The sequence below is a fragment of the Grimontia sp. SpTr1 genome (genome assembly GCF_947387585.1).
GTDB lineage: Bacteria > Pseudomonadota > Gammaproteobacteria > Enterobacterales > Vibrionaceae > Enterovibrio > Enterovibrio indicus.
On sequence record NZ_CANDOD010000006.1, the window covers coordinates 141,373 to 166,840 of the forward strand.

Here is a 25,468-nt window from a genome sequence, read left to right on the forward strand (position 1 = left end):
TTTGGCTTACTTGATACTGAACTGGTAAAGCAGGTCGACCGCATTGTCCGCGCCGGAAACCGCCTCAACATACAGATCAGACAACAGGCGGTAACGTACAGTGAATTCCGGCAAGCTGGTAAAAATACCCACACCATATTTCACTTGAAGCCCCGGCAAAATATAACCAGACACTTCGACCTTCTCGTCATTACCGCTACCTGATGTGTCCACGGTTAAATCCTGCACACCAAAGGCTTCGCCAATCTGACCCACCAGCTTACCGCTTTGGGAAAGGCCAAGGCCAATAAGCATCGACGTCATTGCATTGCCGTCTGATTCGCTGTCCAGATTCCGGCCGCGTGTGAGGTAAGACAGAGCATTTGCCTGCGGCATGGCAGGGTCTGAGAACACCTGTACTTCCGGTGCATCCGCAGGTCCTGTCACACGGATACCTGCTTCGACGCCATCTTCAATGGCGTCTGGATTGCGGATCGCTTCCACTTGCAGATACGGCTGCTCAGGCGGACCATTAAACAGGATCTGACCTTTTTTGATTTGCAGATCCTGACCAAATGAACGGTATGTCCCTTCTTCCAGATTGATCTCGCCGTTAATGTTTGGTCCTTTTCTATTGCTGGCCACATCCAGTTTACCTACCAGATTGGTTTTCAGACCAAAGGCTTCAAGGCGAACGTCATCACCAATATTGACCGCAATGTTAGCGTTCACCGTGATCGGGTTGCTTTCTTCCTCAGAAACAGGCTGAAGATCGTCGTTCAGGATCACCACATCACTCGAAACCTGTACCGCCGATGCTGGCAGGTTTTCCACCACAATACGCCCCCAAGGAACCGAGACACTGCCATTCACATTCACGGACTTCGGCGACGCATTCAGCGTCATGTCTGGGCTGACTTCCAGTGCAACCATGGGGGGCACGACGACTTTCAGGCGTTGCCCTTTCACATTCAGCGATGCCAGCCAGGCATTCAGATCTTTCCAGTCCGCCTGACCGGTAAGCACCAGATCGCCATCTGGTGTTTTGATATCGCCATTGATGCGACCATTGGTGCCATTTAACAAAGCCGTTATCTGACCTTCCCGCACCTCCACAGGCGCAGCAAGGCTCTGGAGTCGAAGGCCGCTTAGCTCAATACTGCCTTTGGCGGTTGGCGCATCCAAATCGCCATTGAGGATAACCTTACCATTCAGCATCCCCTCCAGTGTGGTGTCTTCACCCAAAGCCGGAGCAAGAATGTCGAGGTCGATATTATCAATGCCGAAGGTGCTCTTGAGGGTGCGTTTCTCGCTCTCCAAATCACCCATTACCGCGTTGAGCGACACTTTACCGTTGTCAGTCAGTGCCAGCAGCACATCTGCGTTCAGGGTGTTATTAGCCAGCGTCGCATCAATGTTCACAGCATCCCAACCAATGGTCAGCGGCGCATCCAACTGTTCCGTCACCTTCCCTTTTGACAAGTCTACCGATGCTTTAAGGTTTGGCAGTGTGTTTGGCTTCCACGCGACATTGGCGTTGGCATTGACCAGTCCTTCAATCGTGGTCGTCACAGGCAGGAAGGACTGCACAATATCTAGGTTGAAATCGACGATAGAAAGTTGGGCTTCGCCGCTGTCCGCCACTTTTGCGGGCTTGTCCAGACACACTTTGCTTTGTTTTTGTGTCCAGCAAAACGCGCCAATATCGACAGCACCCGATGTAAAATCCACATCAAGAGGAATATCATTCGCGAGCTTCCAAGGCCCTACAGGCGTTGTGAGCGAAGAAGAATACAAGCTTCCCTTCCAGCCTTTTTCCCTGTCTAAACTGCCGCGAACGGAAAGGTTTGCCCCCACAGGTTTTCCATCAACCTTGAGGCTCACGGTCTGATCTTTTTCATCCCCTGACGCACGAAGAGCCAGGCTTTTCACCTCTACACCTTCTGCTTTTACGCCATTCACATCGACAATCAGACCGCCACCAATGATAGGAAGTGGCGTCACAGAGCCGCGGATACTGATATCCTGCACCGTGACCAGCTCTTCCCAACGCAACGCATTGGCATTGATTTGCAGTGCCGCCTCGGGCTTTTCCAGTGTACCTGAAAGACCGATATTGCCTTTAATACTGCCGCCAGCCTGTGGCACCGAAGCAGAAAGCTTGGGAAGGTCAAGATTGAGTTTCAGCGCCAGCGCTTTATCCACCTTGCCTGACACATCAATCCGGTTTGGGCCATGACGAAGAGAAAGCCCATTGGTTTCTACCAGCAAGTCGCCTTTGCCTTTCACGTCGGAAGCATTGAGTTGGCCGCTTAAATCCAGAGCCTGATCGCGGATAATGCCTTCAATATCAAGCTCTGGCAGGCGCACTAACCAGCCTCCTTGCTCCGTCAGTTCACCGCTGTTTTGCACCTCACCAGAGAGCTTTCCTTCTGCTTCCGGCCACTGCAGCCCTGGCTGAATATCGGAAAATGCCAGTCGGGTTTGCCATTTCACCTGCTTAGACCAATCGACACTTGCCCAACCATCAATGCCACCACCGAGGGTTTTCAACGAGATATCCCCCAGCATCACTTTGCCGAGATCCCCCGTTAACTTGGTCGACAAGTCGATATTCGGAATCGCTTCACCCGAGGCTTTGGTTTTGACCGATGCACTGTATTTTTTCAGGCTACCGCTGGCGTTAATCGCCGTGGAAGCCAATATGTATTCGGCTTTACTGTCAATCGGCCACTGCAGGTTCTTACTGGTCAGCAGCACATTAAAAGGCAGGTTGGGATCAAGCACATCCAACTTGCCGGAAAGCACGGCTTGCAGCACGCCTTTCAGATTCGCCTTAAGCGCCAAAGCGCGAAGGTCACCATTTGCATCCAGCGTCAGTGAATGTCCCTGTAATGGCTCCATCCGAACATTGGCCTTGGCAGCAAGGCTCAGCGGGTAGTTATCTTGCAGCGTGATATCGCCATTGAGCGTCACTTTGCCCTGCTCAGCATCAAGACGGACTTCATCCAAAGCAATGTCATAACCGCCCGCTTTACCTTTCACGAAGAACTCATGAATCACCTGTTTTTGCGGCAACAAGAGCTCTGCATCTTTCAGTGCAAAGCCTTCAATCACCACATTCAGCGGAATATTCACGGCGGGCAGTTCAATCGGTGCGTCACTGCTTGGAGACGGAGCAGGTTCAGACGGCTTTTCTTCACTCTGGGCAAGCTCGACCTTGATGCCTTTCCATTCGGTAGGCTTTAACGTCAGCGTGTTGCCCTGCATCTGGGCGGCGGTGGTCAGACTGTCCCAATGCACCTTGGTGCCGAGAATATCGAGAGAGATATCCGAGAGTGCGACGCCGTTGAGAAAGAGTGGGATTGGCGTTTTAATTTCCGTCAGGGGCTCTGAAGGCGGCGATTCCGGTGATGGCTCAGTTTCTCCTACCACCACCTCAATGCCGTCACCAGTCAGTGACTCCACGCACAGCGCAGGACCACTCAGACATCGGCTGTTGATATCAAGGGAAAGAGATTTACCCGACAGCGAGAAACCTTCCATGCTGAGCGCCACGCCTTCCAGCGCAAAGCCATTCAACAGTGCACCACTGCTTTTTTCTATGGTTAACTCAGGCAGGGCTTTTTGAGCCCCCCAAACCGCGAGTTTCACACCCGCGGGGGTCAGCAACACCGCAAAGACACCGGCGACGACCAGAACCAACAACAATACGATGGCGATAACGAATCGCTTGATCCAACGCATCATAGTTCTGGTCCAAGGCTAAAGTGGATCATGAAATCATCGTCTTTATTTTCAAAGCCATGGGCAATATCAAATCGGATAGGACCTACCGGCGACTCCCACCTGACACCGACACCTGCTGAGGTTTTCCATTCCGGGTCGCTGCTCGTCCAGGCATCACCGCCGTCGACAAACAGTGCGGCCCACCAGTTGCCCGTCACGCGGTAGTTATACTCCAACGAACCTGTCGTCATATATGCACCGCCTTCGAGCTTGCCTTTATCGTCACGAGGTGAAATCGATTCATAGCTATAGCCACGAATGCTGTTATCACCACCCGCGAAGAAGCGAAGCGATGGCGGCACGCGCTCAAATTCACTGGTAAAAATACCGCCCGCATTTACGCGAGTCAGGAAACGGTTATCGCTGTTTAAGCTGCGGATCCACGCCGTCTGCCCCACCACGCGGAAGATACTGATGTCTGACAATAGTGCAGGGTCGCCCGCCTCAAAGGTGATCGACTGTTTGTCTCCCCAATACGGCATCGCCCCGCCACGACTTCGCACACGGGAAAAGTTAATGCCTGGCAGGATCAGATTCGAGATATTCGAGACGCTGCCCTGAGTGTAATCAGAGTAGAGCCAGCGAAGATAGAGCGCGCGTTGCCAGCCAGTGTCGTACTTCCAGTGACGGGAAATTGAGGAGGTCAGCTCCAAACTTTCGGTGTCGTTGTTATCGAGATTTTCCAGACCCACCTGCACTTGATAGTACTCACGCTGGACGTCTTCAAGCGGGATCTTATAGGTAGATTCCAACGTCTGTTTTGGCTGGGAGACATACAAGTCGGTATTCAGGCTATGTCCACGGCTGTTAAACCAAGGCTTTTTCCACCCGATTTTGACCCGCGGTCCTACATCAGTGGAATACCCAATACCGGTTTCAAATTGGTTGCGCGGTGCAGGTTCTAGGTTGACGGAAATTGGCACCCTATCATCGCGAAGATCATCGAGCCCTGCTTCGACAAGCACAGAAGAAAACCAGCCAGTGTTCGAAAGCGACTGGTTAAACGCCCCCAGATCTGACACCAGATACGGGTCGCCCTCTTTGAAGGTCAGCATACTGTCGAGCCGCTCTTCATTGATCTGGCTGTTATGATAAATCACCGAGCCAAAGTGATAACGCATACCACTGCTGAAGTGCAGGCGAATAAAGGCTTGATGGCGACCAGGTGCCACTTCCAGACGGGAAAGGGTGTATTCGGCATCGAAGTAACCGCGACGCACTGCAAGGCTTTGAATCGACGATTTCAGAGCATCGTATTGTCCCTGATTAAGGATGTCGCCTACTTTCGGCGCGGATTTCAGAAGCTCGGTAAATGCCTCATCGGTTTTCGCATCACCCGTCAGCTCAATATCTACTTGTGCGATGCGCACAGGTTCGCCCGGCACAATATCCAGTACCACCGTGGCATCATCAATGGACTCTTTGTCCTCGACATTGTAAGCAATCGTAGGGTTGTAATATCCCAGCGCCTGCAGCGCTTTTGTCACCTCATCAGAGACACGGGACTGAAAACGGAAAGTCAGTCGGCGTTCGCTGGCAGGGATAGCGTCGAGGTATATGGAAACATTCTGCTCAAGGGCATCGTCCAACCCTTTGATATCGAAGTCCACTTCGGCGATTGCTACCCCAGGAATCCATGTTGTTGCGACGACAACCCAAGGTATTAATCGTTTCTTAATCATCAACCGTATGCTTTTCTCTCACCCTGAGAGCCTGTTTAAAATAAGATTAGTGACAGTATGACCGTCCATGTACTCGGTTGTTCTGTTGCAAATATGCATCAATGCAAGGAAAAATGTCCTCAACGATTCATATGAGGATGCGGCAGAATCATCTTACGCGTGCAGCTTGAGCCGATTCGAGCAGCAATGAAAGAATAAGCTCATTGCGCCGTTCTTGTGTTTTCCTGCCTGTATGGTTCCATAGTGGATACCTGACAGAAAGACAGGCGCAATCCAGACACGACAAGGAGTCGATATATGCTTATCAACCACAAGCAACTCTCCATCACCGCTGATCAGGCGTTGCCAGATCGACTCGACGAAATTATTCCGTCAGAACCGCATGCCGTCAATGGCTCACTGTTGAGTAAAGAGGTACCCGCCGGACAATCGCAAATTCTCCTGGGCATGGGCTGCTTTTGGGGCGCAGAGCGACTGTTCTGGAAACTTGATGGCGTAACATCTACCTCAGTCGGCTACAGCGGCGGCTTCACCGTCAATCCGACCTATAGAGACGTATGCAGTGCACAGACCGGCCACACCGAAGTGGTGCAAGTGGTGTTCGATCCTGCGCGCATTTCTCTGGAGGAAATTCTGACACAATTTTGGCAGAGTCACGATCCAACGCAAGGTATGCGTCAGGGAAATGACAAGGGTACCCAGTACCGTTCGGCTATCTACTATTTCGATGACGATCAGAAAGCGGCAGCAATAGCCAGCCGCGATGCGTACCAAGCCGCATTGAACGCGGAAGGTAAAGCTGAAATCACGACAGAGATTGCTCCAGTAGGCACGTACTACTTTGCTGAAACCTATCACCAGCAGTACCTGGAGAAAAATCCAAACGGCTATTGTGGTATTGGTGGTACCGGGGTTTGTCTGCCACCGTGGGAAAGATAACCCCTGAAAAGCAAAACGCCCGTCATACGACGGGCGTTTTTCTATGTTCGTAAAGTCTTATCAGGCAGCCGCTGCCATCGCTTTAATTTCATTGTTCACTTCGGTCATCACCGCCAGCGCGCGTTTGTCTTTGTTGTGCGGCGGTAATAGCCTGCCTCGGTCAAACTCAAAGGCGCCTACGCCATCGATGTATACTCTTCCGCGGAAAAAGCCTTTTACATAGCGGGCAACCTGACGAGGACGGTATTGATGAAATATACGTAACATTGATGAACTCCTTCCATGCCAATGATAAAAGACCTGCATTGCACGCCATTCCGTTCAGGATTGGCTGACATTTGTACAATGCAATCTAAATGCCAAGTGTTCGGGGCAGTGGCCATAAAAACTTTGACAACACAATGGACTCAGGTTTCCCCCACCGAACTAAGCGTAGACAAAAATTCTCACATGGCAAATATACGACACAGCGTCTTAAAAAAGATTCAAAGAGATAGCGATCCAATGTCGAAATTTGAGTGGTAAGGCCAGTTATTGATTCGGGCTCACATCCTGTATCGGCTATATTGATTAACGTAGCCTTAAAACTGAACAAATTCAGTGGGCTTACGCATAAAAACTAAATATCAATGAACAGGAAACAATCTCTCATGCGTCGTATTAAAACTCTGGCCTTGGCGACTGCTCTCATCTCCACCTTTGCCTCGGCTCACAACCTCTCAAACGGTCAGGCGCTGCCTTCGGTCTCCGTTGAAAAACATGGCGAACTCACCCTGAATGGCGATAGTGTCAATTATCAGACTTGGAACAGCGCCGATCTCACAGGTAAAGTCCGCATCATTCAGGCGATAGCTGGCCGAAGCAGCTCAAAAGAAATGAATGCACCTTTGATTGAAGCAATCAAAGCGGCTGATTTTCCTAGAGAACAATACCAAACCACCACCATCATCAACCAAGATGATGCTATCTGGGGAACCGGTGGCTTTGTGAAATCTTCAGCAGAAGACAGCAAAAAAGAATTCAGCTGGTCATCCATTGTGTTGGATAAAAACGGGGCTGTTGCTGGCGCATGGAGACTTCAGGACGAGAGCTCAGCCATCGTGCTGCTAGATGCCGAAGGCACCGTTCGCTTTGTTAAAGAAGGCGCTCTGAATGAGGCTGAGATCACTCAAGTGATTGATTTAGTGAATAAGCTCATGAAGTGATCTTGCTCACTACCTGAAATGAAAAAACCCGCTCAAAGCGGGTTTTTTTAATGTTTCGCGGAAATTAGCCGATAAACTGAGAAAGATAGAGCAGCGTGGCAATATAAAACACGACAAGCAGGATATTGACTGAATTCAACTTGAACTTCTTCACAGCAATCATTCCTCCTTTCGCTTCCATGACATGGATAAATGTTAACAAATTTAATTTAATTTTAACATAGTTGATTGCACACGATTTGCGCCAAACCATCGCGAAAACATTACCTTAACGTGTTCAAAGCGGGAACAGCATGGCCGAACCAAACAAACCAGTCGTGATTGACGCCGAGCGTGTCGAAAAAGAGAACCCGAAGCGTGGCGAAAAGTCACAAAGCCAGCAGGATAGCCACATTAAATCCAGTCAGCATCGTCTGGCCGCCATTGCTGCAGCTCACCACATTGATGCAAAGTTGCACGATATTGAACACGACACCCTGACTACCCGAGCTGCTTTCCGCCAACTTGAGATCAAACAAAAGCAGCAAGAGAACCTCGAGCAAATCATCAAGATCTGTAACGATCTTTGTCGCGATGAAACGGCGAGCTCACCCGATCCGGACTGGTTGTACCGTTTCTTTGAAATGGCAAAAACCATCTATGGCGATGGCATGCAAAACCTGTGGGCACGGATCCTGAAACAGGAAATCATTAAACCCGGCAGCACTTCGCTGAAGGCCCTGTCATTGCTGGAAACCATGACACAGCGCGAAGCACAAGCTCTTCAACGTGCTTGCGCTTTGGCCTGTACCTTCGGCAGCGATGGTAGCAACAAACTGATTACGGGGTTCAGAAAACCGGAAGATGGCATGAAGCGCTATTTCAAACCGGACATTGCCGAGCGTTTGGCGCTGGGAAATTTCAAATTGCCATTCACCGACCTGATGCTGTTGATGGATTTGGGACTCATATTGAGAACAGAATTGGAATCCGGTCTTCTTGAGCCGCCGGCTTCCTTCCCGCTGATCGGGCAAAACAAAACCTTTATGCTGACACCGCTGCGTAAAGGCATCCGGATTTATTACTACCGTTTCAGCCCAACAGGTAATGAGTTGGCAAAACTCGTGGGTCAAAAAGCGCATCCTGAATATCTCGATGCCCTGATAGCGCTGCTTTCGAAAGCATTTGTGGTAGAGAGCGATGTAGGCTCCACCGTCAACGAGAAAGCCTAATCTCCACCCCATTTTGGAGATGAAACACTGAAAGGCTAAAAACAAAAACGGCCGGGAAATCCCAGCCGTTTTTCATTTTTCAGCAACTATCAAAGTCAGCCGATAATGCCTGCCTGACGCAATGATGCAATGCACTGATCCACCAAAGCTTCAACAGAATGCTCGTCAGTATGAAGATGCACTTCCGGTGCTTCCGGCGCTTCATAGGCAGAGCTGATACCGGTAAAGGCTTTAATCTCACCCGCACGGGCTTTTTTGTAGAGGCCTTTCGGGTCGCGTGATTCACACACTTCCAAAGGCGTATCGACAAAGACTTCCAAGAACTCACCTTCAGGCAGAAGTTCACGTACTAATTGGCGTTCTTCGCGGAACGGAGAGATAAATGCGGAGAAGACAATCAAACCCGCATCTGTCATCAGTTTCGCAACTTCACCCACGCGGCGAATGTTCTCGCGGCGATCGTGGTCAGAAAAGCCCAGATCACGGCAAAGACCGTGACGCACGTTGTCACCATCAAGCAGGTAGGTGTGGTAACCCATCTGTGCCAGTTTGCTTTCCAGCGCGCCAGCTACGGTGGATTTGCCAGAGCCTGAAAGGCCAGTAAACCAAAGCAGCGCCGGACGCTGTTTTTTCTGTTCTGCGCGGTATTGTTTGTCGATAACGTGTTTATGCCAAACGACGTTTTCATCCGGATGCGGCGTATCCGCTGCACTCATAACTCAATCCTTTGTTGACCTCATCTCAGGCTCTATTGGCCTTTGAGGTGATTAAAATGGAAAAAACAGAGGGATAAGACCCAACACCAATGCGGAGTACACCAACGACAACGGCAATCCAATCCGCAGGTAATCCGTTAACTGATAATTACCCACACTGTAGACCAGAAGGTTAGTCTGGTAACCATATGGCGAAATAAAGCTCGCACTGGCACCAAACAAGACTGCCATAATAAACGGCATTGGATCTACGCCATATCCGAGAGCGAGGCTATATCCGATCGGAAATGACAGTGCCGCTGCGGCATTGTTGGTCACAAGCTCCGTTAACACCAGCGTTAGCAAATAGGTTGCAATCAGCGCGCCATAAACGCCCCAGCCGTTAAACCAGTAGATAAACAGCTCGCCCATTTGCTCAGAAAGCCCAGATTGGATCATCAACTGCGCAAGACTTAGCGCACTACCGACAATCACCACGATCTCAACTGGGAAGCGGCGTTTCAGCTCCACCAGATTCACCACACCTGTCAGCAACAGCACTGTCAGATAGGCAGCCAAACCATTCAGCAGTGGCATCCACTCCATTAAAGCGGAACCAATTACTGCAGCAAAACCTGCCAGTACCCAAGTGCTCATTTTGCTATCGAGGCGCGCGCTGGAGTCCAAACCATTCACCAGCACGAATTCGCGCTGCATGCGTTGTTGCTCTTTCGCAAATCCTTTACCAGGGACAATCACCAAAGTGTCGCCGGCAAGCAGGGTAATATTGCCTAAACCGCCTTCGAGCTTTTCATGACCGCGACGAATAGCGACCACAACCGCATCAAAGTTTTCACGGAATTTGGCCTCTTTCAGTGTCTTACCCAGAATCGATGCACTGTGGCTCACCACCACCTCAAGCAGGTTCTGCCCGTTAATGTGGTGCTGACCAAACAGCGCCAAACCTTCGATTTCCTGCAAGGTCGCCACACTTTCCACATCACCACAAAACTGCAGCTTATCGCCTTCACGCATCACGGTATCCGGGCAAACCGGCGCGATAAGTTCACCATCGCGTACGATTTCCGCCAGATACAAACGGCGAAGCGCACGCAGCCCATTTTCAGACACGGTTTTACCCGCTAGCGGCGAGCCCCTTTTGACTTCTGCTTCCAGTACGTATGGCAAATCGTCATCACTGTCGTCGTCATAGTTAGGGAGGAGATAACAAAACGGGATCAACACCAGAAGGCCACCTGCCAACACAGCAAGGCCAATGGTTGAGGGCGCAAAGAAGCTCAAGGCAGGCAAACCCGCGCTTTCAACAAAGCTGTTGATGATCAGGTTTGTCGAGGTGCCTATCAGGGTCAGAGTGCCGCCAAGAATGGCTGCGTAAGAAAGAGGAATCAGCAGTCGTGAAGGCGCATGACGGCGGTTACGCTTCACCGCACCAATCAGGGAAACCACCACAGCGGTGTTGTTGGTAAACGAGCTTAGAAACGCGGTCGAGACACCTAACTTAGCAACGACAGTTCCTAAACGGCCGCTGGCAAGTTGCCCGCTGACCCAACTGACCAAACGTGTTTTTTCCAGTGCCGCAGAGGCAAGAATGAGGAGTACCAGCGTTAACAGGGAACTGTTGGTGAAGTTCCCTGCCATCGCTTCCACCGATACCAGTCCGGATTGAAATGCAACGAAAGCTGCGCCTGCGAAGAGTACGGCAGGTTTGATTTTGGTAAACACCAAACCTGCCACAATCGCCAGCAGCAATCCCAATACCAGAGACTGATCCCAGCTCATTGGAATTACCCCAGAAGCTTACTGATGTCGCGTGCATTCCAGTGTGGGAAGTGCTTGCGGATCAGCGCGTTGAGTTCTACCTCAAACGCAGAGATATCAGTACCTGAAGTTTGTGCAACGCTGTCTTCGAGCAGCTCGCTGATCATACCTGCGCCCACGGTCACGTTGGTCAGGCGATCAATCAGGATGAAACCACCGGTGTCGGCGCAATCGGTGTAAACGTCGAGCGGCACAGATTCGGTCAGTTCAACCTCACACTCAGCAATGCCGTTTAGTGGCAGGCTTTCAGTGTCGAACGTTTCCAGCGAGTTGATGTCCACCTGATGGCGGATTTTACTCACGGCACCAACAGTTTTCTTGCCCGCGACTTTGACGTCATACTGACGGCCCACTTCCAGCGGTTGCTCAGCCATCCAAACAATGCGCGCAGCCAGTTTGTTGGTCGCTTGCTGGGTGTCAGCAGCAGGTACAATCAAATCACCGCGGCTGATGTCGATTTCATCAGTCAGAGTAATAGTCACGGCCTGACCTGCGTGTGCGTAATCAAGATCGCCATCAAAAGTCACGATACGCGCAACTGTCGAGGTTTTACCCGATGGCAGCACTTTGATTTCATCTCCTGGGCGCACTTCACCACCAGAGATGGTGCCGGAGAAACCACGGAAGTCGAGGTTTGGACGGTTCACGTACTGCACTGGGAAACGGAATGCACCGTTATCTTTCTCCGCAGTCACGTTTACATCTTCCAGCAAGGTCAGCAGGGTATCGCCGTCATACCAAGGAGTGCTTGGGCTGCGGTCTACCACGTTGTCGCCTTCTAGCGCTGACAGTGGCACCAGCTTGATGTCGATGTCCGCATTCAGCTTTTCAGCAAACGCCAGGTAATCATCACGGATGCTTTCAAAACGTGCCTGATCGAAATCCACCAGATCCATTTTGTTCACCGCAACCACAAAGTGGCGGATGCCCAGTGAGCTCGCGATAAACGAGTGACGACGGGTTTGATCCAATACGCCTTTACGTGCATCAATCAGGATCACCGCCAGATCACAGGTCGACGCACCGGTCGCCATGTTACGGGTGTACTGCTCATGTCCCGGGGTATCCGCGATAATGAACTTACGTTTTTTGGTCGAGAAGTAGCGATATGCCACGTCGATGGTGATGCCCTGCTCGCGTTCAGCGGCCAGACCATCTACCAACAGCGCCAGATCCGGTTTTTCACCTGTGGTGCCCACTTTCTGGCTGTCTGCGTGGATCGCTGCCAGCTGATCTTCATAAATTTGCTTAGAGTCATGCAGCAGGCGGCCGATCAGCGTACTTTTGCCGTCATCCACCGAGCCACAAGTCAGAAAACGCAGCAGGGATTTGTTCTGATGTTGGTCCAGATAGGCCTCGATACCCAGCTCGGCCACTTGTTGTTCAATAGCACTATTCATGTTTAATCCCTTAGAAGTATCCCTGACGTTTCTTCAATTCCATGGAGGCGGACTGATCGTGGTCGATCGCACGTCCCTGACGCTCACTCGACGTCGCCACCAGCATCTCTTCAATAATCCCTGTCAGGGTGTTGGCTTCCGACTCCACAGCACCGGTCAGTGGGTAACAACCCAGGGTGCGGAAACGGACGCTCTTGTGTTCAATTTCCTCGCCTTCCTGCAGCTTCATACGGTCGTCATCAACCATGATCAGCATGCCGTCACGCTCAACCACTGGGCGCACGTCAGACAGGTACAGCGGCACGATATCGATGCCTTCGAGGTAGATGTATTGCCAGATATCCAGCTCGGTCCAGTTCGACAGCGGGAATACGCGGATGCTTTCGCCTTTGTTCACTTGACCGTTGTAGGTGTGCCACAGCTCAGGACGTTGGTTCTTTGGATCCCAGACGTGGTTCTTGTCGCGGAAGCTGTAAACACGCTCTTTCGCGCGGCTTTTCTCTTCGTCACGACGCGCACCGCCGAATGCTGCATCAAAACCGTATTTGTTCAGCGCCTGCTTCAAACCCTGGGTTTTCATGATGTCGGTGTGCTTGGAAGAACCATGGTCAAACGGATTGATGCCCGCTGCCAGACCTTCTGGGTTTTTGTGTACCAGAAGTTCGAAGCCATATTTCTTCGCCGTTTCATCGCGGAACTTGATCATTTCCTTGAACTTCCAGTCAGTGTCGACGTGCAGAAGAGGGAAAGGGATCTTGCCCGGATAGAAGGCTTTACGAGCCAGGTGAAGCATCACGGAACTGTCTTTACCGATGGAGTACATCATCACCGGGTTATCGAATTCCGCCGCCACTTCACGAATGATGTGGATACTTTCTGCCTCAAGCTGTTTGAGGTGGGTAAGAGTTTTGGCTTCCATTCTATGTTGTTTCCTTAGCCTAAATTAACCACGGACGGTGCACGAACATCACCTACCGCTTCGAATGATTGCTTTCCGTACCAGTTCAACTGGTCTGCGAGCTGCACCACTTCGCCGACGACGATCAATGCAGGAGAACCTACACCTTCCGCCAGCGACTCCAGCTCGTTGAGTTTGCCTTTATAGATTTTTTGATTGGTACGCGTGCCGTTTTCTATGATTGCGACCGGGGTCTCCGGGTCACGTCCATGCTGAATTAATTGCTGCTGAATATGGGCGCTTTTCATCAGACCCATGTATATCACCAGCGTCTGGCGACCACGCGCGAGTGTCGCCCAGCGGAAACTGTCGTCTTCTTTTTTGAGGTGTCCGGTAATGAACATCGCCGTTTGCGCATAATCGCGGTGTGTCAGCGGAATACCGGCATACGCGGTTGCACCTGCTGCGGCAGTAATACCCGGTACCACCTGAAACGGTACGCCTGCTTCCTGCAGCACTTGTAGCTCTTCGCCACCACGGCCAAACATGAATGGGTCGCCGCCTTTCAGACGCACTACGCGATGGCCTTTCTGCGCATACTTCACCAACATGGCGTTGGTTTCTTCCTGCGATACGCTGTGATAGCTCGCGCGCTTACCAACACAAATCAGCTCGGCATCACGGCGACAAAGTTCCATGATTTCGTCAGAGACCAGATAGTCATAAAGCACCACGTCGGCTTGCTGCATCAGTTGCAGCGCACGCAGTGTCAGAAGACCTGGGTCGCCCGGGCCAGCACCAATCAGCGCCACTTCACCTTGCAAAGAAACGCCGTCAGTCAGTCGCTCGAGCTCTGCTTTGGCACCCTCTTCATCACCTGAAGCAACCAGTGAGGAAAAGCGGCCATCAAACGCCATTTCCCAGAACTTGCGGCGACCATTCAGGGTCGAGATTTTCTGTTTTAAGGTGTCGCGGAAATCGCCAGCCAGTTTTGCCATGCGGCCAACGTGCGACGGGATCAGGGTTTCGAGCTTCTCTCGGATGAGTCTGGCTAAAACCGGAGATTTACCGGCAGAAGAAATCGCAATCACGATCGGGCTGCGATCAACAATAGAGGGAACGATAAAGCTGCACTTCGGGGTGTCATCCACCACGTTTGCCAACACACGACGCTTATCGGCAGCTTTAGAAACCAGCTCATTCACCAGCGGGTTATCAGTGGCGGCAATCACCAGAAACACGTTATCTAGGTGCTCCGGTTTAAAGCCTTCTTTTAGCCACACCAGCTCGCCATTTTCAGCCGCTTCAATAACGTCATGATCCGCTTCAGGCGCCACGACAGTGACAGACGCCCCGGCTTTCATCAGCATGCGCGTTTTGCGCCATGCGACTTCACCGCCGCCGACGACCAGACAAGCGCGTCCTTCAAGCTTTGCGAAAATTGGCAAGTAATCCATAGTGTCAGCCCTTTCAATCCATTGAGGCCACTATAGAGAGTTGATGTTATTACTTGAAATTCTAAAAATTCATTTTTTATAACGTTATGGCTATTAGACCTTCACTCTCATAGCGACGAAATTTTCTCCAACCGCCGCGAAGCCGCGCCAGCACTGCATTCGATTACATATCACTTAATCAAGTCATAGATCACAGTTAGAGATGAAATGTAACTATTCCTAGTCGTCGATATGCAAAATACAGGCACATTTCTGTCCTTGGGAGATAATCATGACTCTTTCAGCCCGTCCGCTTTCCATCGCTGTACTCACCGGTATGCTTACCATGGCAGGCCCAGCAATGGCGGACACCATTAAACTGCGCATCATCGAGACTACCGACATCCACACCAATGTGATGGATTACGACTACTACAAGGACAAGCCGAGTGAAAAAATCGGCCTGGTGCGCACTGCAACGCTCGTGAAGGCTGCACAAGAAGAGGTCGAAAACAGCGTATTGGTCGATAATGGTGACCTAATTCAGGGCAGCCCGATGGGTGACTACATGGCGGCCAAAGGCATTGAGAAAGGCGAAGTTCACCCCGTCTATAAGGCAATGAACCTGCTGGACTACGATGTGGGTAACATCGGTAACCACGAATTCAACTACGGCCTCGACTTCCTCGACCGCTCGCTGGAAGGCGCGAAATTCCCGTATATCTCCGCCAACGTGATTGATGCCAACACCGGTAAGCACTACTTCAATCCTTACATCATCAAAGAGCACACCTTCAAAGACATCGACGGCAACGCTCATCTGGTGAAAGTCGGTTATATCGGTTTTGTACCGCCGCAAATCATGGTTTGGGACAAAAAGAACCTTGAAGGCAAGGTGATTGCTGAAGACATCAAAGCCAGCGCGGAAAAGCTGGTACCTGAGATGAAAGCCAAAGGCGCAGATGTGATTGTGGCTGTGCCGCACTCAGGCCTGTCGCAAGACGAATATAAAGCCATGGCGGAAAACTCGGTGTACTACCTTGCCGACGTTGACGGTATTGATGCCATCGCCTTCGGCCACTCCCACGCTGTGTTCCCAGGCAAAGGCTTTGACAACATTAAAGGCGTCGATAACCAAAAAGGCACCATCAAAGGCGTAGCGGCTGTAATGCCGGGTCGTTGGGGTAGCCATGTCGGTATCATGGATCTGCAACTCGACAAGCAAGGCGATGAATGGGTTGTCACGCCGGTACAAAGCGAATCACGCCCTATCTTTGACGGCAAATCACTGGCTGACGCTGACGTTGAAATGCGTAAAGTGTTAGAGCATGACCACAAAGGCACCCGCGATTTCGTCAACCAGCCTATCGGTAAAGCGAATGACGTGATGTACAGCTTCCTCTCGCTGGTGCAGGACGACCCAACGGTACAGATTGTTAACCTGGCACAGAAAGATTACGTCGAACGCTTCATTCAGGGTGACCCGGATCTGGACGGCATTCCTGTACTGTCAGCCGCGGCACCGTTCAAAGCCGGTGGCCGTAAGAATGACCCAGCGAACTTCACCGAAGTGGAAGCGGGCGAGCTGACGTTCCGAAATGCAGCGGATCTCTACCTCTATCCAAACACGCTGGTGACACTGAAAGTGACCGGTAAAGAAGTGAAAGAGTGGCTGGAGTGCAGCGCGGGTCAGTTTAACCAAATTGACCCTCAATCCAGCGCCCAGCAATCCTTGATTAACTGGGATGGCTTCCGAACCTACAACTTCGATGTGATTGATGGCGTGAACTACCAAGTCGATATCACCCAACCAGCGCGTTATGACGGTGACTGCAATCTGGTCAACGCGGATGCAGAGCGTATCCAGAACCTGACCTTCAACGGTAAGCCCGTTGATATGGCACAGCCATTTTTGATTGCGACTAATAACTACCGTGCATACCTGGGTAAATTCCCAGGCACAGGTAATGACTTCATAGCCTTCGCCTCACCGGATGAAAACCGTACCGTGGTCGCCAACTACATCAGTGCAGTGACCAAAGAGAAAGGTGTGGTAACCCCAACGGCTGACAATAACTGGTCGTTTGCCCCAATCGAAACCGACGCTAATCTGAACGTGGTGTTTGAAACCTCACCAAGTGACAAAGCCGCTGATTTTGTGAAGGCAAAGGGTCAGTACCCAATGGAGAAAGTGGGCACAGATGATGTGGGCTTCGCGCAATATCGCATTGACCTGAAAAAATGATTAATAATTGGTTAACCCAATGTTTAATTATTGAAAATCTCCAAAATTGATACAGAAAAACCGCGGCTTTGATCGCGGTTTTTTTATAAGTTATCCGGCTACCCAAAGGGAAATGGGCTATGAAAAAAGTAGCCCAAGAGATTTTTAAAAATCAGGAATAACAATAATGCAATGGATAACCCTGACCTTTGGTCAGTTGTCGACCCGGCAACTCTATGACCTATTGAGGTTGCGCACCGACGTGTTCGTCGTAGAACAAAACTGTCCATATCCGGAGCTGGACGGCCATGACACCCATCCCGAAACCCGACATTTACTGGGTTACCGTGATGACAAAATGACAGCCTACGCCCGCATTCTGCCAGCCGGCCTCACCTATCCGGAAATGAGTATCGGACGCATTGTGACCGCCAATACCGAACGCGGAAACGGCTGTGGCAGTGAGCTGGTCAAACAAGCCATCATTCAGGCGCATGACGTGTGGCCAAAAGCGCCGATCACCATCGGTGCTCAATATCACCTGCGGGAGTTCTATCGTCGCCACGGCTTTGAAGAAATATCAGATCAGTATTTGGAAGATGGGATTCCGCACATCGACATGCGCCGCGTCGCAGCCTGATAGACGGTAAACAGACATAAAAAAGGCTGCCCAATGGCAGCCCTCTTCTGTTTTAAGCAATTACTTGCGGCGGGCAAAGCTGCCATCTGACAGCCTGAAGAAAATCACTGATGCACCCGAGGTTTCAATCTGCAGCATGTCCAAGGTGCCTTGGTCATTACGCTTAAAGCGAAGCAACTGGCCCGGCTGGATTCGGCTTAGAGGCTTATCGTTACCCTCAATCGCTGAGATGGCGTAAAGGTCTGGCAGCGGCAAGTCCTGTGCACGGAAGATGTTAGACAGCGTATCACCGCCTTTCACCTCGTAGTTCACCCAGTCCGTATTCACGGTTTGCGCGCCCACTGTCTGCGTGGAGATGACTTGCTCACCGTCGGCATCAAAGCCTTCATCGTTGCTGGCTTCCTGCTGCCCAACCGCAAGTGGCACTGGCACACGCTCTCCGGCTGTATTCGTTTCAGGGGCTGTGTCATCGCTTGATGGCCAAAGCAAAAGCACCACCAACAACGCGCCCAACACTGAAATCGCCGTGCGGTGTAATTTCGGCAGAGATTGCCAGTGAGGTTGAATACGCTCAACCAAAGGACTCAGCGCAGCCTTCACTTTTTCCAACGCGTTTTTCACTACCTCGCCCAGAGGCGGCGTGGCGGATGCTGTTCCTTTTTCGCGCTTTCCTTTCAAGGTCATTACCTCTCCCAATTTCCTCATGGGGTAGTTCCAGTATCTCAGTCAATCCAATAACTCTGAATACTAGATCTGCAATATCAGCAAAATGTCAGCCAGTCGGCTTAACCTGAACAATTGTCTGACATTTGTACTTTCAAAGAATTCCGTCTGAATTACAACCTTGCGACTGTAAACCGATTTGTCCCGGATAGCTTGAAACTGTTATCCTTGCCCACTTTAAACCCGCAAATAAAGAGAGACGACATGTCTGATGTAAAACTGGAAACCGTAGAGCAGAAAGCTAGCTACGGCATCGGTCTGCAAATGGGTCAGCAACTGGCAGGTTCTGGTCTGGAAGGTCTGAACGTAGATGCAATCGCGAAAGGTATCGCAACCGCTCTGGCGGGTAACATGCCTGAGATTGAGATCGACGAGATCAACAACGCACTGCGTGAACTACACACCCAAGCAGAAGAAGTTCGCCAAGCAGCAGCAAAAGAAGCAGCAGCGGAAGGCGAAGCTTTCCTGGCTGAGAACGCAAAGCGTGACGAAGTGACCGTGACCGAGTCTGGCCTGCAGTACGAAGTACTGGTTGAAGGTAACGGCGAAATCCCGACTTCTGACAAGCAAGTACGTGTTCACTACCACGGTACCCTGACTGACGGCACCAAGTTCGACAGCTCTGTAGAGCGCGGCCAGCCAGCAGAATTCCCAGTGACCGGCGTGATCAAAGGTTGGGTTGAAGCTCTGCAAATGATGCCTGTTGGTTCTAAGTGGAAACTGTACATTCCACAAGATCTGGCATACGGCGAGCGCGGTGCGGGTGCAGCAATCCCTCCTTTCGCAGCACTGGTATTCGAAGTAGAACTGCTGGATATCCTGTAAGTTTTGCGAAAAAGAAAGCCAGCATTCCTGCTGGCTTTTTTTGTGCCTGTTATGCAGCATTATACCAATCGTAGTCAATATCTGCTCATCCTAGCTTGTTAAAAAGCTCGATAACTGCGTTGAAAAATTTGATTGTAGAATAACTACTTATCGAAATTTTCCGCCTTATTCTCGAGCATTTTTCCTGCGCTATTTCTGATCAGCTACCTACTGTGATTGGTATTATCCCGCGGCTTCACGATGCTCATCGTCATTGTCTGGATGCTCTTCTGCCATCCAGGGCAAGTGGTGCTGGAAGTGATCGGAAAGGAAGTCCACAAACAGCCTAACTTTGGCTGACAGGTTGCGGTTAAACGGATACACAGCCCAGACTGCAGAATCCGGTGCTTGGTAGTCCGACAACACTTCCACCAGCTCACCACTCAGAATTTTCTGGTTCACGTAGTAATCCGGCAACTGGGCCAACCCCAACCCACGAAGTGTCGCGTCCAACACAGCACTGCCACTGTTTCCATGCCAGCGTCCATGCGGCTTGATGTTGACCGCATTGCCACCATCCTGAAACGTCCAGATATCTACCAGCCCGACCAGGCAATTGTGATTCTGCAGATCTTCTAAATTGGCAGGTGCACCGAACTCCTTGAGGTAGGCAGGCGAAGCGCAAACGAAAAGTTTTCGCGGCGCGAGCTTTTTCGCCATCAGGGTACTGTCTTTCAGATCCCCGGTGCGAATCGCCAGATCATAGCCGTCATGCACCAAATCCACCACGTCATTGGTGAAATGGAACTCCACACTGAGCTTAGGGTGCACCTCAATGAAATCGTTCGCGAGCGGCGCAATGAACTTCTCACCAAACACCGACGGTGCCGTGATCTTCAATGTGCCGACCGGTTCGGTCTGCATTTGGGTGACCAATGCTTCCACCTCAGCGAATTTCTCAATGAGATCGTTACATTGCTCAAAGTACATTTTGCCGACTTCAGTCAGCGTGATTTGTCGTGTTGTACGGTAAAGCAAACGGGTGCTCAGGCGACATTCCAGTGCATCGATACGACGACTGACATGGGAAGTCGACACGCCCAGCTTGCGTGCGGCGGCGGTAAAACTGCCACTGTTGACAACTTCAACAAATTCTTCAACACCACTCCAACGGTTCATCTTTGCCCCACTGAAAAGAAGTTTATTGATGGCTGCAACAATAAAACCCGCCCCTTGACGGTCTGATTGTTATCCTAATGTTAACCCATAATGTGTAGTGCTCTGCCCGCCTCCTACTAAGGTATGAGTATTATCAGAATAAAGTAGTATGAGTATCCTTAAAAAAACCAAGGGAATCAGTTTCATATGCGCGATATTGTATATATTGCAAGCCACTAGCGTCAGTGCTGAAACAGTTCCGGAACCCAGTGATTACCGTAAAGAGAATTATCGGTCGGCTGTTCCTGCAGCATTAACCGGCGGTCAGGTTATCGAGTCTGCCGAACAGCTGGTTGCCTTTATCAAAACGCGACATCCTGTACTGATTGATGTCTACCCTGCGCCGAACAAACCCGACAACCTTTCGCCCGATACGCTTTGGATAGAGCCTTCGCGCGAGACCTTGCCGAATGCCCTGTGGCTTGCCAACGTCGGTCACGGCATTGCACCGGACTCCCTTATCCAACTGCTGAAAAGCCAACTGCCTAATGACGCCCCCGTAGTGGTGTTTTGCGAGCCCAATTGCTGGCATTCGTGGAATGCCGGAAAACGGGCGATTGAGCTGGGAGCTAAAGAAGTCTATTGGTACCGAGCGGGTGTGAAAGGCTGGAAAGAGGCGGGTTATGCGCTCGAAACGCAGTATCCGGTAAGACCATGAATCGTCTGCTGGTCATTCTTTTTATGATGCTTCCATTCTCCGTGCAAGCATCGCTGGAACTTGCGTTTAGTGAAGTCGCACCGGGTGTTTTCATGCATCAGGGCAAACTTGCCGATCTATTTACTGTCGATAGCGATCCGGTCGCCAACATCACCTTTATTGTCGGAGAAGAAGCCGTTGCAGTGATTGATACCGGCGGCAGCAAGCGGGCGGGCAGTGCGGTGCTTCGCGCCATTAGACAGCAAACCGATTTGCCTGTCGGCTTTGTGATCAATACGCATGTCCATCCCGATCATCACTTCGGCAACATTGCCTTTGTCGATGAAAAGCCCGAGTTTGTCGCCCATGCCCGTTATCCCGGCGACTTTGACGCCAAATCCGGTTATTACCTGCAACGGCTGACCAATCCATGGTTTACCGGCACCACACCGATTGGGGCAACGCGGGTGATCAATGAAACCACAGAGCTTGATCTCGGCAACCGCACATTAATGCTCACGCCCCATGAGCGGGCCCACACCCGTCACGATCTCTCAGTATTCGATCATTCATCCGGCACTTTGATCACTGGCGATCTGCTGTTTATCGATCACCTGCCAACCCTGGATGGCAACCTGATTGGGTGGTTGGCTGAAACGGAAAAACTGGAGGCCATGCCTTATAACCAAGTGATCCCAGGGCATGGCCCACTACAAAAATCAAAACAGGCTTTTGAAAAGCAAACGCGCTATCTCTCTTCTCTGGCACAAGCTGTTCGTGCCGCTATCAACGACAACATCGATATCAACACTGCCAGCACCACCGTCATGCCGTCTCCGGGGGACTGGAAGCTTTACGAAGCCTTTCATCCTCGCAATGTGATTCAGGCTTACAAGGAGTTGGAATGGGAATGATGAGAGGACTCTCCGATGAAAATCACCACCCTGCTGCTATCGGCATTGCTCACTGCGCTGCCACTGCAAGGCTTTGCTGAAGCTGAAACCGACAGCGCCACCTGGCCACTGATCCGTGACAGCCTGTTTCCTGGCTCACCCGACATTGTGGAAAGTGAAGACATCGTTTCGCTAACCGCACCGAAACGTGCGATTGACGCTGCGCTGGTGCCACTTGAAGTAAAGGTCAATGTCCGTCAGGACGATACAAATCCTATTGAGCGCATACACCTTATCGTCGACAACAATCCTTCACCGATTGTCGGCAGCTTCGATATGAGCCCGAACAATGGTGTCGCTAACATCGCTACCCGCGTCAGGATCAATGCCTATAGCCCGGTTCGGGTGATCGCCCAAACCGCCGATGGCAAACTGCATATGCACAGCAAGTTCGTGAAAGCCTCGGGCGGTTGCTCAGCCCCCGCGGGCGCTGATGACATGCTGGCACGCCAGCGAATGGGCAGGATGAAACTGAAAGATCTCGCGGGAGATGATTCGCGCATGATGCAACTGTTGATCAGCCACCCCAACTACAGCGGACTGCAAATCGACCAGCTCACACGCCACTGGATCCCATCTGATTATGTGAGTGATGTGAATATTACGCTCGAAGGTGAACCTGTCATGCGCTTTAACGGAGGTATCTCCATCAGTGAGAATCCCACCTTTACCTTTCATCTGGATAAAGGCAAAAGCGGCAAGCTGAAAGCTGATGTGAAAGACTCCACGGGTCGTGAATTTTCCAGTGAGTGGGACATTTGATATCAGCCTTGCGAAGTCTCAGACAAAAGGCAGTGCCGTATCCTAATGACTTTTAAGGATATGGCACCTGGCGCTTATGCCATCCATTGATATCATTCCCCAAAATAAGACATATAAAGTGTCAGGTTTTTCTGGGACTTAGCCACACAATCCCACCCCTTAAACATTGTTGCCCGCGGACAAAAGTGTTGTGTCCTTTTCCTCCTCACACAACCCCTAAAGCTGCCATACACTCAATTCACGACGTTTTCACCTCGCGATGCGGCACGGCTGCCCGCACCATTTCGTTGAAGTGAAATCATCTTTGGATTCATTCAATAAGCGCGAAACCGCCTAAGTTGTAGATCGTGAATGTCGCCAAACACGCCACGAAGGGTTGAGAGACAGAGCGAGCATTGGCCAGCACAGCGTCCCCACAACTCCGCGGAACACGCAGACAAATTGAGTCAATAAAGCCGAAGTCAGGATGCCCTTGGTGTCCGGCTTAACGTGCTGTCACGGAGGAAGTAAATATGATAGGTGCTGTAAGGTTACGCCGCTGCTTAGCAGCAGTCGCCACACTCTCCCTTACGCTGCTGTTTCCCGCAGCGTCGCAAGCGAATGACGAGCTCATCAAGCTGCAGGAAGACCCGAATCAATGGGTCATGTGGGGCGGTGATTACTCGGGTACACGCTATAGCCCACTCAATCAGATCAACGCAGAGAATGCCAAAAACCTTCAGGTTGCCTGGACGTTTTCAACCGGTGTGCTGCGGGGTCATGAAGGCGGGCCACTTGTGTTGGGTGACACCATGTATATCCACACCCCTTTCCCCAACAAAGTGTTCGCCATTGACCTGAAAACCAAAGCCCTCAAATGGGAGTATGAACCGAAACAGGATGCGTCGGTTATCGCTGTGATGTGTTGTGACACAGTCAACCGTGGTCTTGCCTACGCTGACGGCAAGATCTTCCTGCAACAAGCGGATACCACCCTCGTCGCGCTGGATCAGAACACCGGTAAAGTGGTTTGGAAAGTGGTGAATGGCGATCCGAAAGTCGGTGCGACCAACACCAACGCCCCACTGGTGGTAAAAGACAAAATCATTACGGGTATCAGTGGTGGTGAATTCGGTGTCCGTGGTTATCTCACCGCCTACAACATCAAAGATGGCAGCGTCGCCTGGCGTGCATACAGCACGGGCCCAGACGAAGAAATGCTGGTCGACCCTGAAAAAACCACCGAAATGCTCAAACCTATTGGCAAGGATTCAAGTCTTGAGTCATGGGAAGGCGATCAGTGGAAAATCGGTGGCGGTACCACCTGGGGTTGGTTTAGCTATGATCCTGAGCTGAATCTTATCTACTACGGTACGGGTAACCCTAGTACCTGGAACCCATCACAACGTCCCGGTGACAACAAGTACTCCATGACCATCATGGCGCGCGATGCAGACACAGGTATGGCGAAATGGCTCTACCAAATGACACCGCACGATGAGTGGGATTACGACGGCGTCAACGAGATGATTCTGGTTGATAAGAAGTTCAAAGGTAAAGACCGCAAACTGCTGGTGCACTTTGACCGTAACGGCTTCGGTTACACCCTCGACCGTGAAACTGGTGAGCTGCTGGTCGCAGAAAAATTTGACCCTGCAGTGAACTGGGCAACCCACGTGGATATGGAAACCGGTCGCCCTCAAGTTGTCGCTAAATACTCGACCGCGCAAAACGGTGAGGATGTCGACACCAAAGGCATTTGTCCTGCTGCACTTGGTTCAAAAGACCAACAACCAGCAACCTATAGCCCACGCACCGGTCTTTTCTATGTGCCGACCAACCATGTGTGCATGAACTACGAACCATTCGAAGTCTCCTACACCGCTGGCCAGCCTTATGTGGGTGCAACCCTTTCTATGTTCCCTGCACCAGACAGCCATGGCGGTCTGGGTAACTTTATTGCGTGGGATGCAGAAAAAGGCGAGATCGTCTGGTCACTGCCAGAGCCATTCTCCGTATGGAGTGGCGCGCTGGCGACAGGTGGTGGCGTGGTGTTCTATGGCACGCTGGAAGGCTACCTGAAAGCCGTGGATGAGAAGACAGGTAAAGAGCTTTACCGCTTCAAAACCCCATCCGGCATTATCGGCAACGTGAATACCTACATGCATGATGGCAAGCAATATGTCGCTGTGCTCTCCGGTATCGGTGGCTGGGCAGGTATTGGTATGGCCGCAGGACTGGAAGGTGATACCGATGGTCTGGGTGCGGTGGGTGCCTACCGCAAACTGTCTGACTACACCCAGTTGGGTGGTGTACTGACTGTCTTCGCCCTGCCTAACTAAATCAAAAATAACAACCAAGGGGAGTATCTGCTCCCCTTTCTCAGCTCTGATGCACTGCATCAGATTGAGTTGCCTTTTTGGCATCTACACTCAACAAGCAGCAAAAGGATAAT

Annotated in this window: 20 protein-coding genes; 10 read left to right on the top strand and 10 right to left on the bottom strand. The window is 51.2% G+C overall.

The annotated features are described in order from the left end of the window. Positions 1–6 precede the first annotated feature (6 nt). Both QL223_RS11245 and QL223_RS11250 read right to left on the bottom strand, forming a co-directional pair. A complete protein-coding gene (locus QL223_RS11245; protein WP_281544781.1) occupies positions 7–3,729 on the bottom strand; it encodes a translocation/assembly module TamB domain-containing protein in 3,723 nt (1,240 codons plus the stop codon). Beyond that, positions 3,726–5,450, bottom strand: coding sequence for an autotransporter assembly complex family protein (locus QL223_RS11250; protein WP_281544782.1), 1,725 nt, complete (start codon positions 5,448–5,450; stop codon positions 3,726–3,728). The genes QL223_RS11245 and QL223_RS11250 overlap by 4 nt, the downstream gene beginning before the upstream one ends. A 303-nt stretch (positions 5,451–5,753) precedes the next feature. Here QL223_RS11250 and msrA point away from each other — a divergent pair, with 303 nt between their 5' ends. Then, the gene (gene msrA / locus QL223_RS11255) at positions 5,754–6,389 is read left to right on the top strand and encodes a peptide-methionine (S)-S-oxide reductase MsrA (protein ID WP_281544827.1); all 636 of its coding nucleotides are present in this window, start codon (positions 5,754–5,756) and stop codon (positions 6,387–6,389) included. Between the two features lie 60 nt (positions 6,390–6,449). On the opposite strand, the gene QL223_RS11260 is transcribed toward msrA, so the two are convergent. After that, positions 6,450–6,656 (bottom strand): DUF1107 domain-containing protein, encoded by a 207-nt coding sequence (locus QL223_RS11260; protein WP_002536503.1) that lies wholly within the window; start codon positions 6,654–6,656, stop codon positions 6,450–6,452. A 383-nt stretch (positions 6,657–7,039) separates the two neighbouring features. On the opposite strand from QL223_RS11260, the gene QL223_RS11265 reads away from it, so the two are divergent. Together QL223_RS11265 and QL223_RS11270 are read left to right on the top strand one after the other, a co-directional pair. Then, positions 7,040–7,594, top strand: a complete 555-nt coding sequence (locus QL223_RS11265) for a YtfJ family protein (protein WP_046303061.1) — start codon at positions 7,040–7,042, stop codon at positions 7,592–7,594. A gap of 293 nt (positions 7,595–7,887) precedes the next feature. After that, positions 7,888–8,805, top strand: a complete 918-nt coding sequence (locus QL223_RS11270; protein WP_281544783.1) for a TIGR03899 family protein — start codon at positions 7,888–7,890, stop codon at positions 8,803–8,805. A gap of 95 nt (positions 8,806–8,900) precedes the next feature. Here QL223_RS11270 and cysC read toward each other — a convergent pair whose 3' ends face one another. The 5 genes from cysC to cysG are packed head-to-tail and all read right to left on the bottom strand — an operon-like array spanning position 8,901 to position 15,094. Then, the gene (gene cysC, locus QL223_RS11275; RefSeq protein ID WP_002536509.1) at positions 8,901–9,521 is read right to left on the bottom strand and encodes an adenylyl-sulfate kinase; all 621 of its coding nucleotides are present in this window, start codon (positions 9,519–9,521) and stop codon (positions 8,901–8,903) included. A gap of 51 nt (positions 9,522–9,572) precedes the next feature. After that, positions 9,573–11,300 (bottom strand): SLC13 family permease, encoded by a 1,728-nt coding sequence (locus QL223_RS11280; protein ID WP_281544784.1) that lies wholly within the window; start codon positions 11,298–11,300, stop codon positions 9,573–9,575. Between the two features lie 5 nt (positions 11,301–11,305). Then, the gene (gene cysN / locus QL223_RS11285) at positions 11,306–12,739 is read right to left on the bottom strand and encodes a sulfate adenylyltransferase subunit CysN (RefSeq protein ID WP_002536512.1); all 1,434 of its coding nucleotides are present in this window, start codon (positions 12,737–12,739) and stop codon (positions 11,306–11,308) included. Positions 12,740–12,749: 10 nt separating this feature from the next. Then, the gene (gene cysD / locus QL223_RS11290; RefSeq protein ID WP_002536513.1) at positions 12,750–13,658 is read right to left on the bottom strand and encodes a sulfate adenylyltransferase subunit CysD; all 909 of its coding nucleotides are present in this window, start codon (positions 13,656–13,658) and stop codon (positions 12,750–12,752) included. Between the two features lie 14 nt (positions 13,659–13,672). Continuing rightward, positions 13,673–15,094, bottom strand: coding sequence for a siroheme synthase CysG (gene cysG, locus QL223_RS11295; RefSeq protein ID WP_281544785.1), 1,422 nt, complete (start codon positions 15,092–15,094; stop codon positions 13,673–13,675). A 271-nt stretch (positions 15,095–15,365) separates the two neighbouring features. Between cysG and QL223_RS11300 the strand changes: the two genes are divergently transcribed. Together QL223_RS11300 and QL223_RS11305 are read left to right on the top strand one after the other, a co-directional pair. Further along, positions 15,366–17,318: a bifunctional 2',3'-cyclic-nucleotide 2'-phosphodiesterase/3'-nucleotidase gene (locus QL223_RS11300; RefSeq protein ID WP_281544786.1), complete on the top strand. Its 1,953-nt coding sequence runs from the start codon at positions 15,366–15,368 to the stop codon at positions 17,316–17,318. A 166-nt stretch (positions 17,319–17,484) separates the two neighbouring features. Further along, positions 17,485–17,937, top strand: coding sequence for a GNAT family N-acetyltransferase (locus QL223_RS11305; RefSeq protein WP_281544787.1), 453 nt, complete (start codon positions 17,485–17,487; stop codon positions 17,935–17,937). A gap of 60 nt (positions 17,938–17,997) precedes the next feature. Here QL223_RS11305 and QL223_RS11310 read toward each other — a convergent pair whose 3' ends face one another. Then, positions 17,998–18,621 (bottom strand): LysM-like peptidoglycan-binding domain-containing protein, encoded by a 624-nt coding sequence (locus tag QL223_RS11310; RefSeq protein WP_281544788.1) that lies wholly within the window; start codon positions 18,619–18,621, stop codon positions 17,998–18,000. Positions 18,622–18,864: 243 nt separating this feature from the next. On the opposite strand from QL223_RS11310, the gene QL223_RS11315 reads away from it, so the two are divergent. Next, a complete protein-coding gene (locus QL223_RS11315) occupies positions 18,865–19,485 on the top strand; it encodes an FKBP-type peptidyl-prolyl cis-trans isomerase (protein WP_002539493.1) in 621 nt (206 codons plus the stop codon). A 222-nt stretch (positions 19,486–19,707) separates the two neighbouring features. Here the strand turns inward: QL223_RS11315 and QL223_RS11320 are convergent, their stop codons facing one another. Then, entirely contained in the window at positions 19,708–20,643 is a 936-nt protein-coding gene (locus QL223_RS11320; RefSeq protein WP_002539491.1) for a LysR family transcriptional regulator, read from the bottom strand. Between the two features lie 196 nt (positions 20,644–20,839). Here QL223_RS11320 and QL223_RS11325 point away from each other — a divergent pair, with 196 nt between their 5' ends. The 4 genes from QL223_RS11325 to QL223_RS11340 all read left to right on the top strand — a co-directional run bounded on the left by QL223_RS11325 (position 20,840) and on the right by QL223_RS11340 (position 25,355). Continuing rightward, a complete protein-coding gene (locus tag QL223_RS11325; protein ID WP_239643980.1) occupies positions 20,840–21,340 on the top strand; it encodes a rhodanese-like domain-containing protein in 501 nt (166 codons plus the stop codon). After that, entirely contained in the window at positions 21,337–22,233 is an 897-nt protein-coding gene (locus tag QL223_RS11330) for a quinoprotein relay system zinc metallohydrolase 2 (protein WP_002539487.1), read from the top strand. The genes QL223_RS11325 and QL223_RS11330 overlap by 4 nt, the downstream gene beginning before the upstream one ends. Positions 22,234–22,248: 15 nt before the next feature. After that, complete coding sequence (locus tag QL223_RS11335; RefSeq protein WP_002539486.1) at positions 22,249–23,034, top strand: quinoprotein dehydrogenase-associated SoxYZ-like carrier; 786 nt, start codon at positions 22,249–22,251, stop codon at positions 23,032–23,034. A 512-nt stretch (positions 23,035–23,546) separates the two neighbouring features. After that, a complete protein-coding gene (locus QL223_RS11340) occupies positions 23,547–25,355 on the top strand; it encodes a methanol/ethanol family PQQ-dependent dehydrogenase (protein ID WP_002539484.1) in 1,809 nt (602 codons plus the stop codon). Positions 25,356–25,468 lie beyond the last annotated feature (113 nt).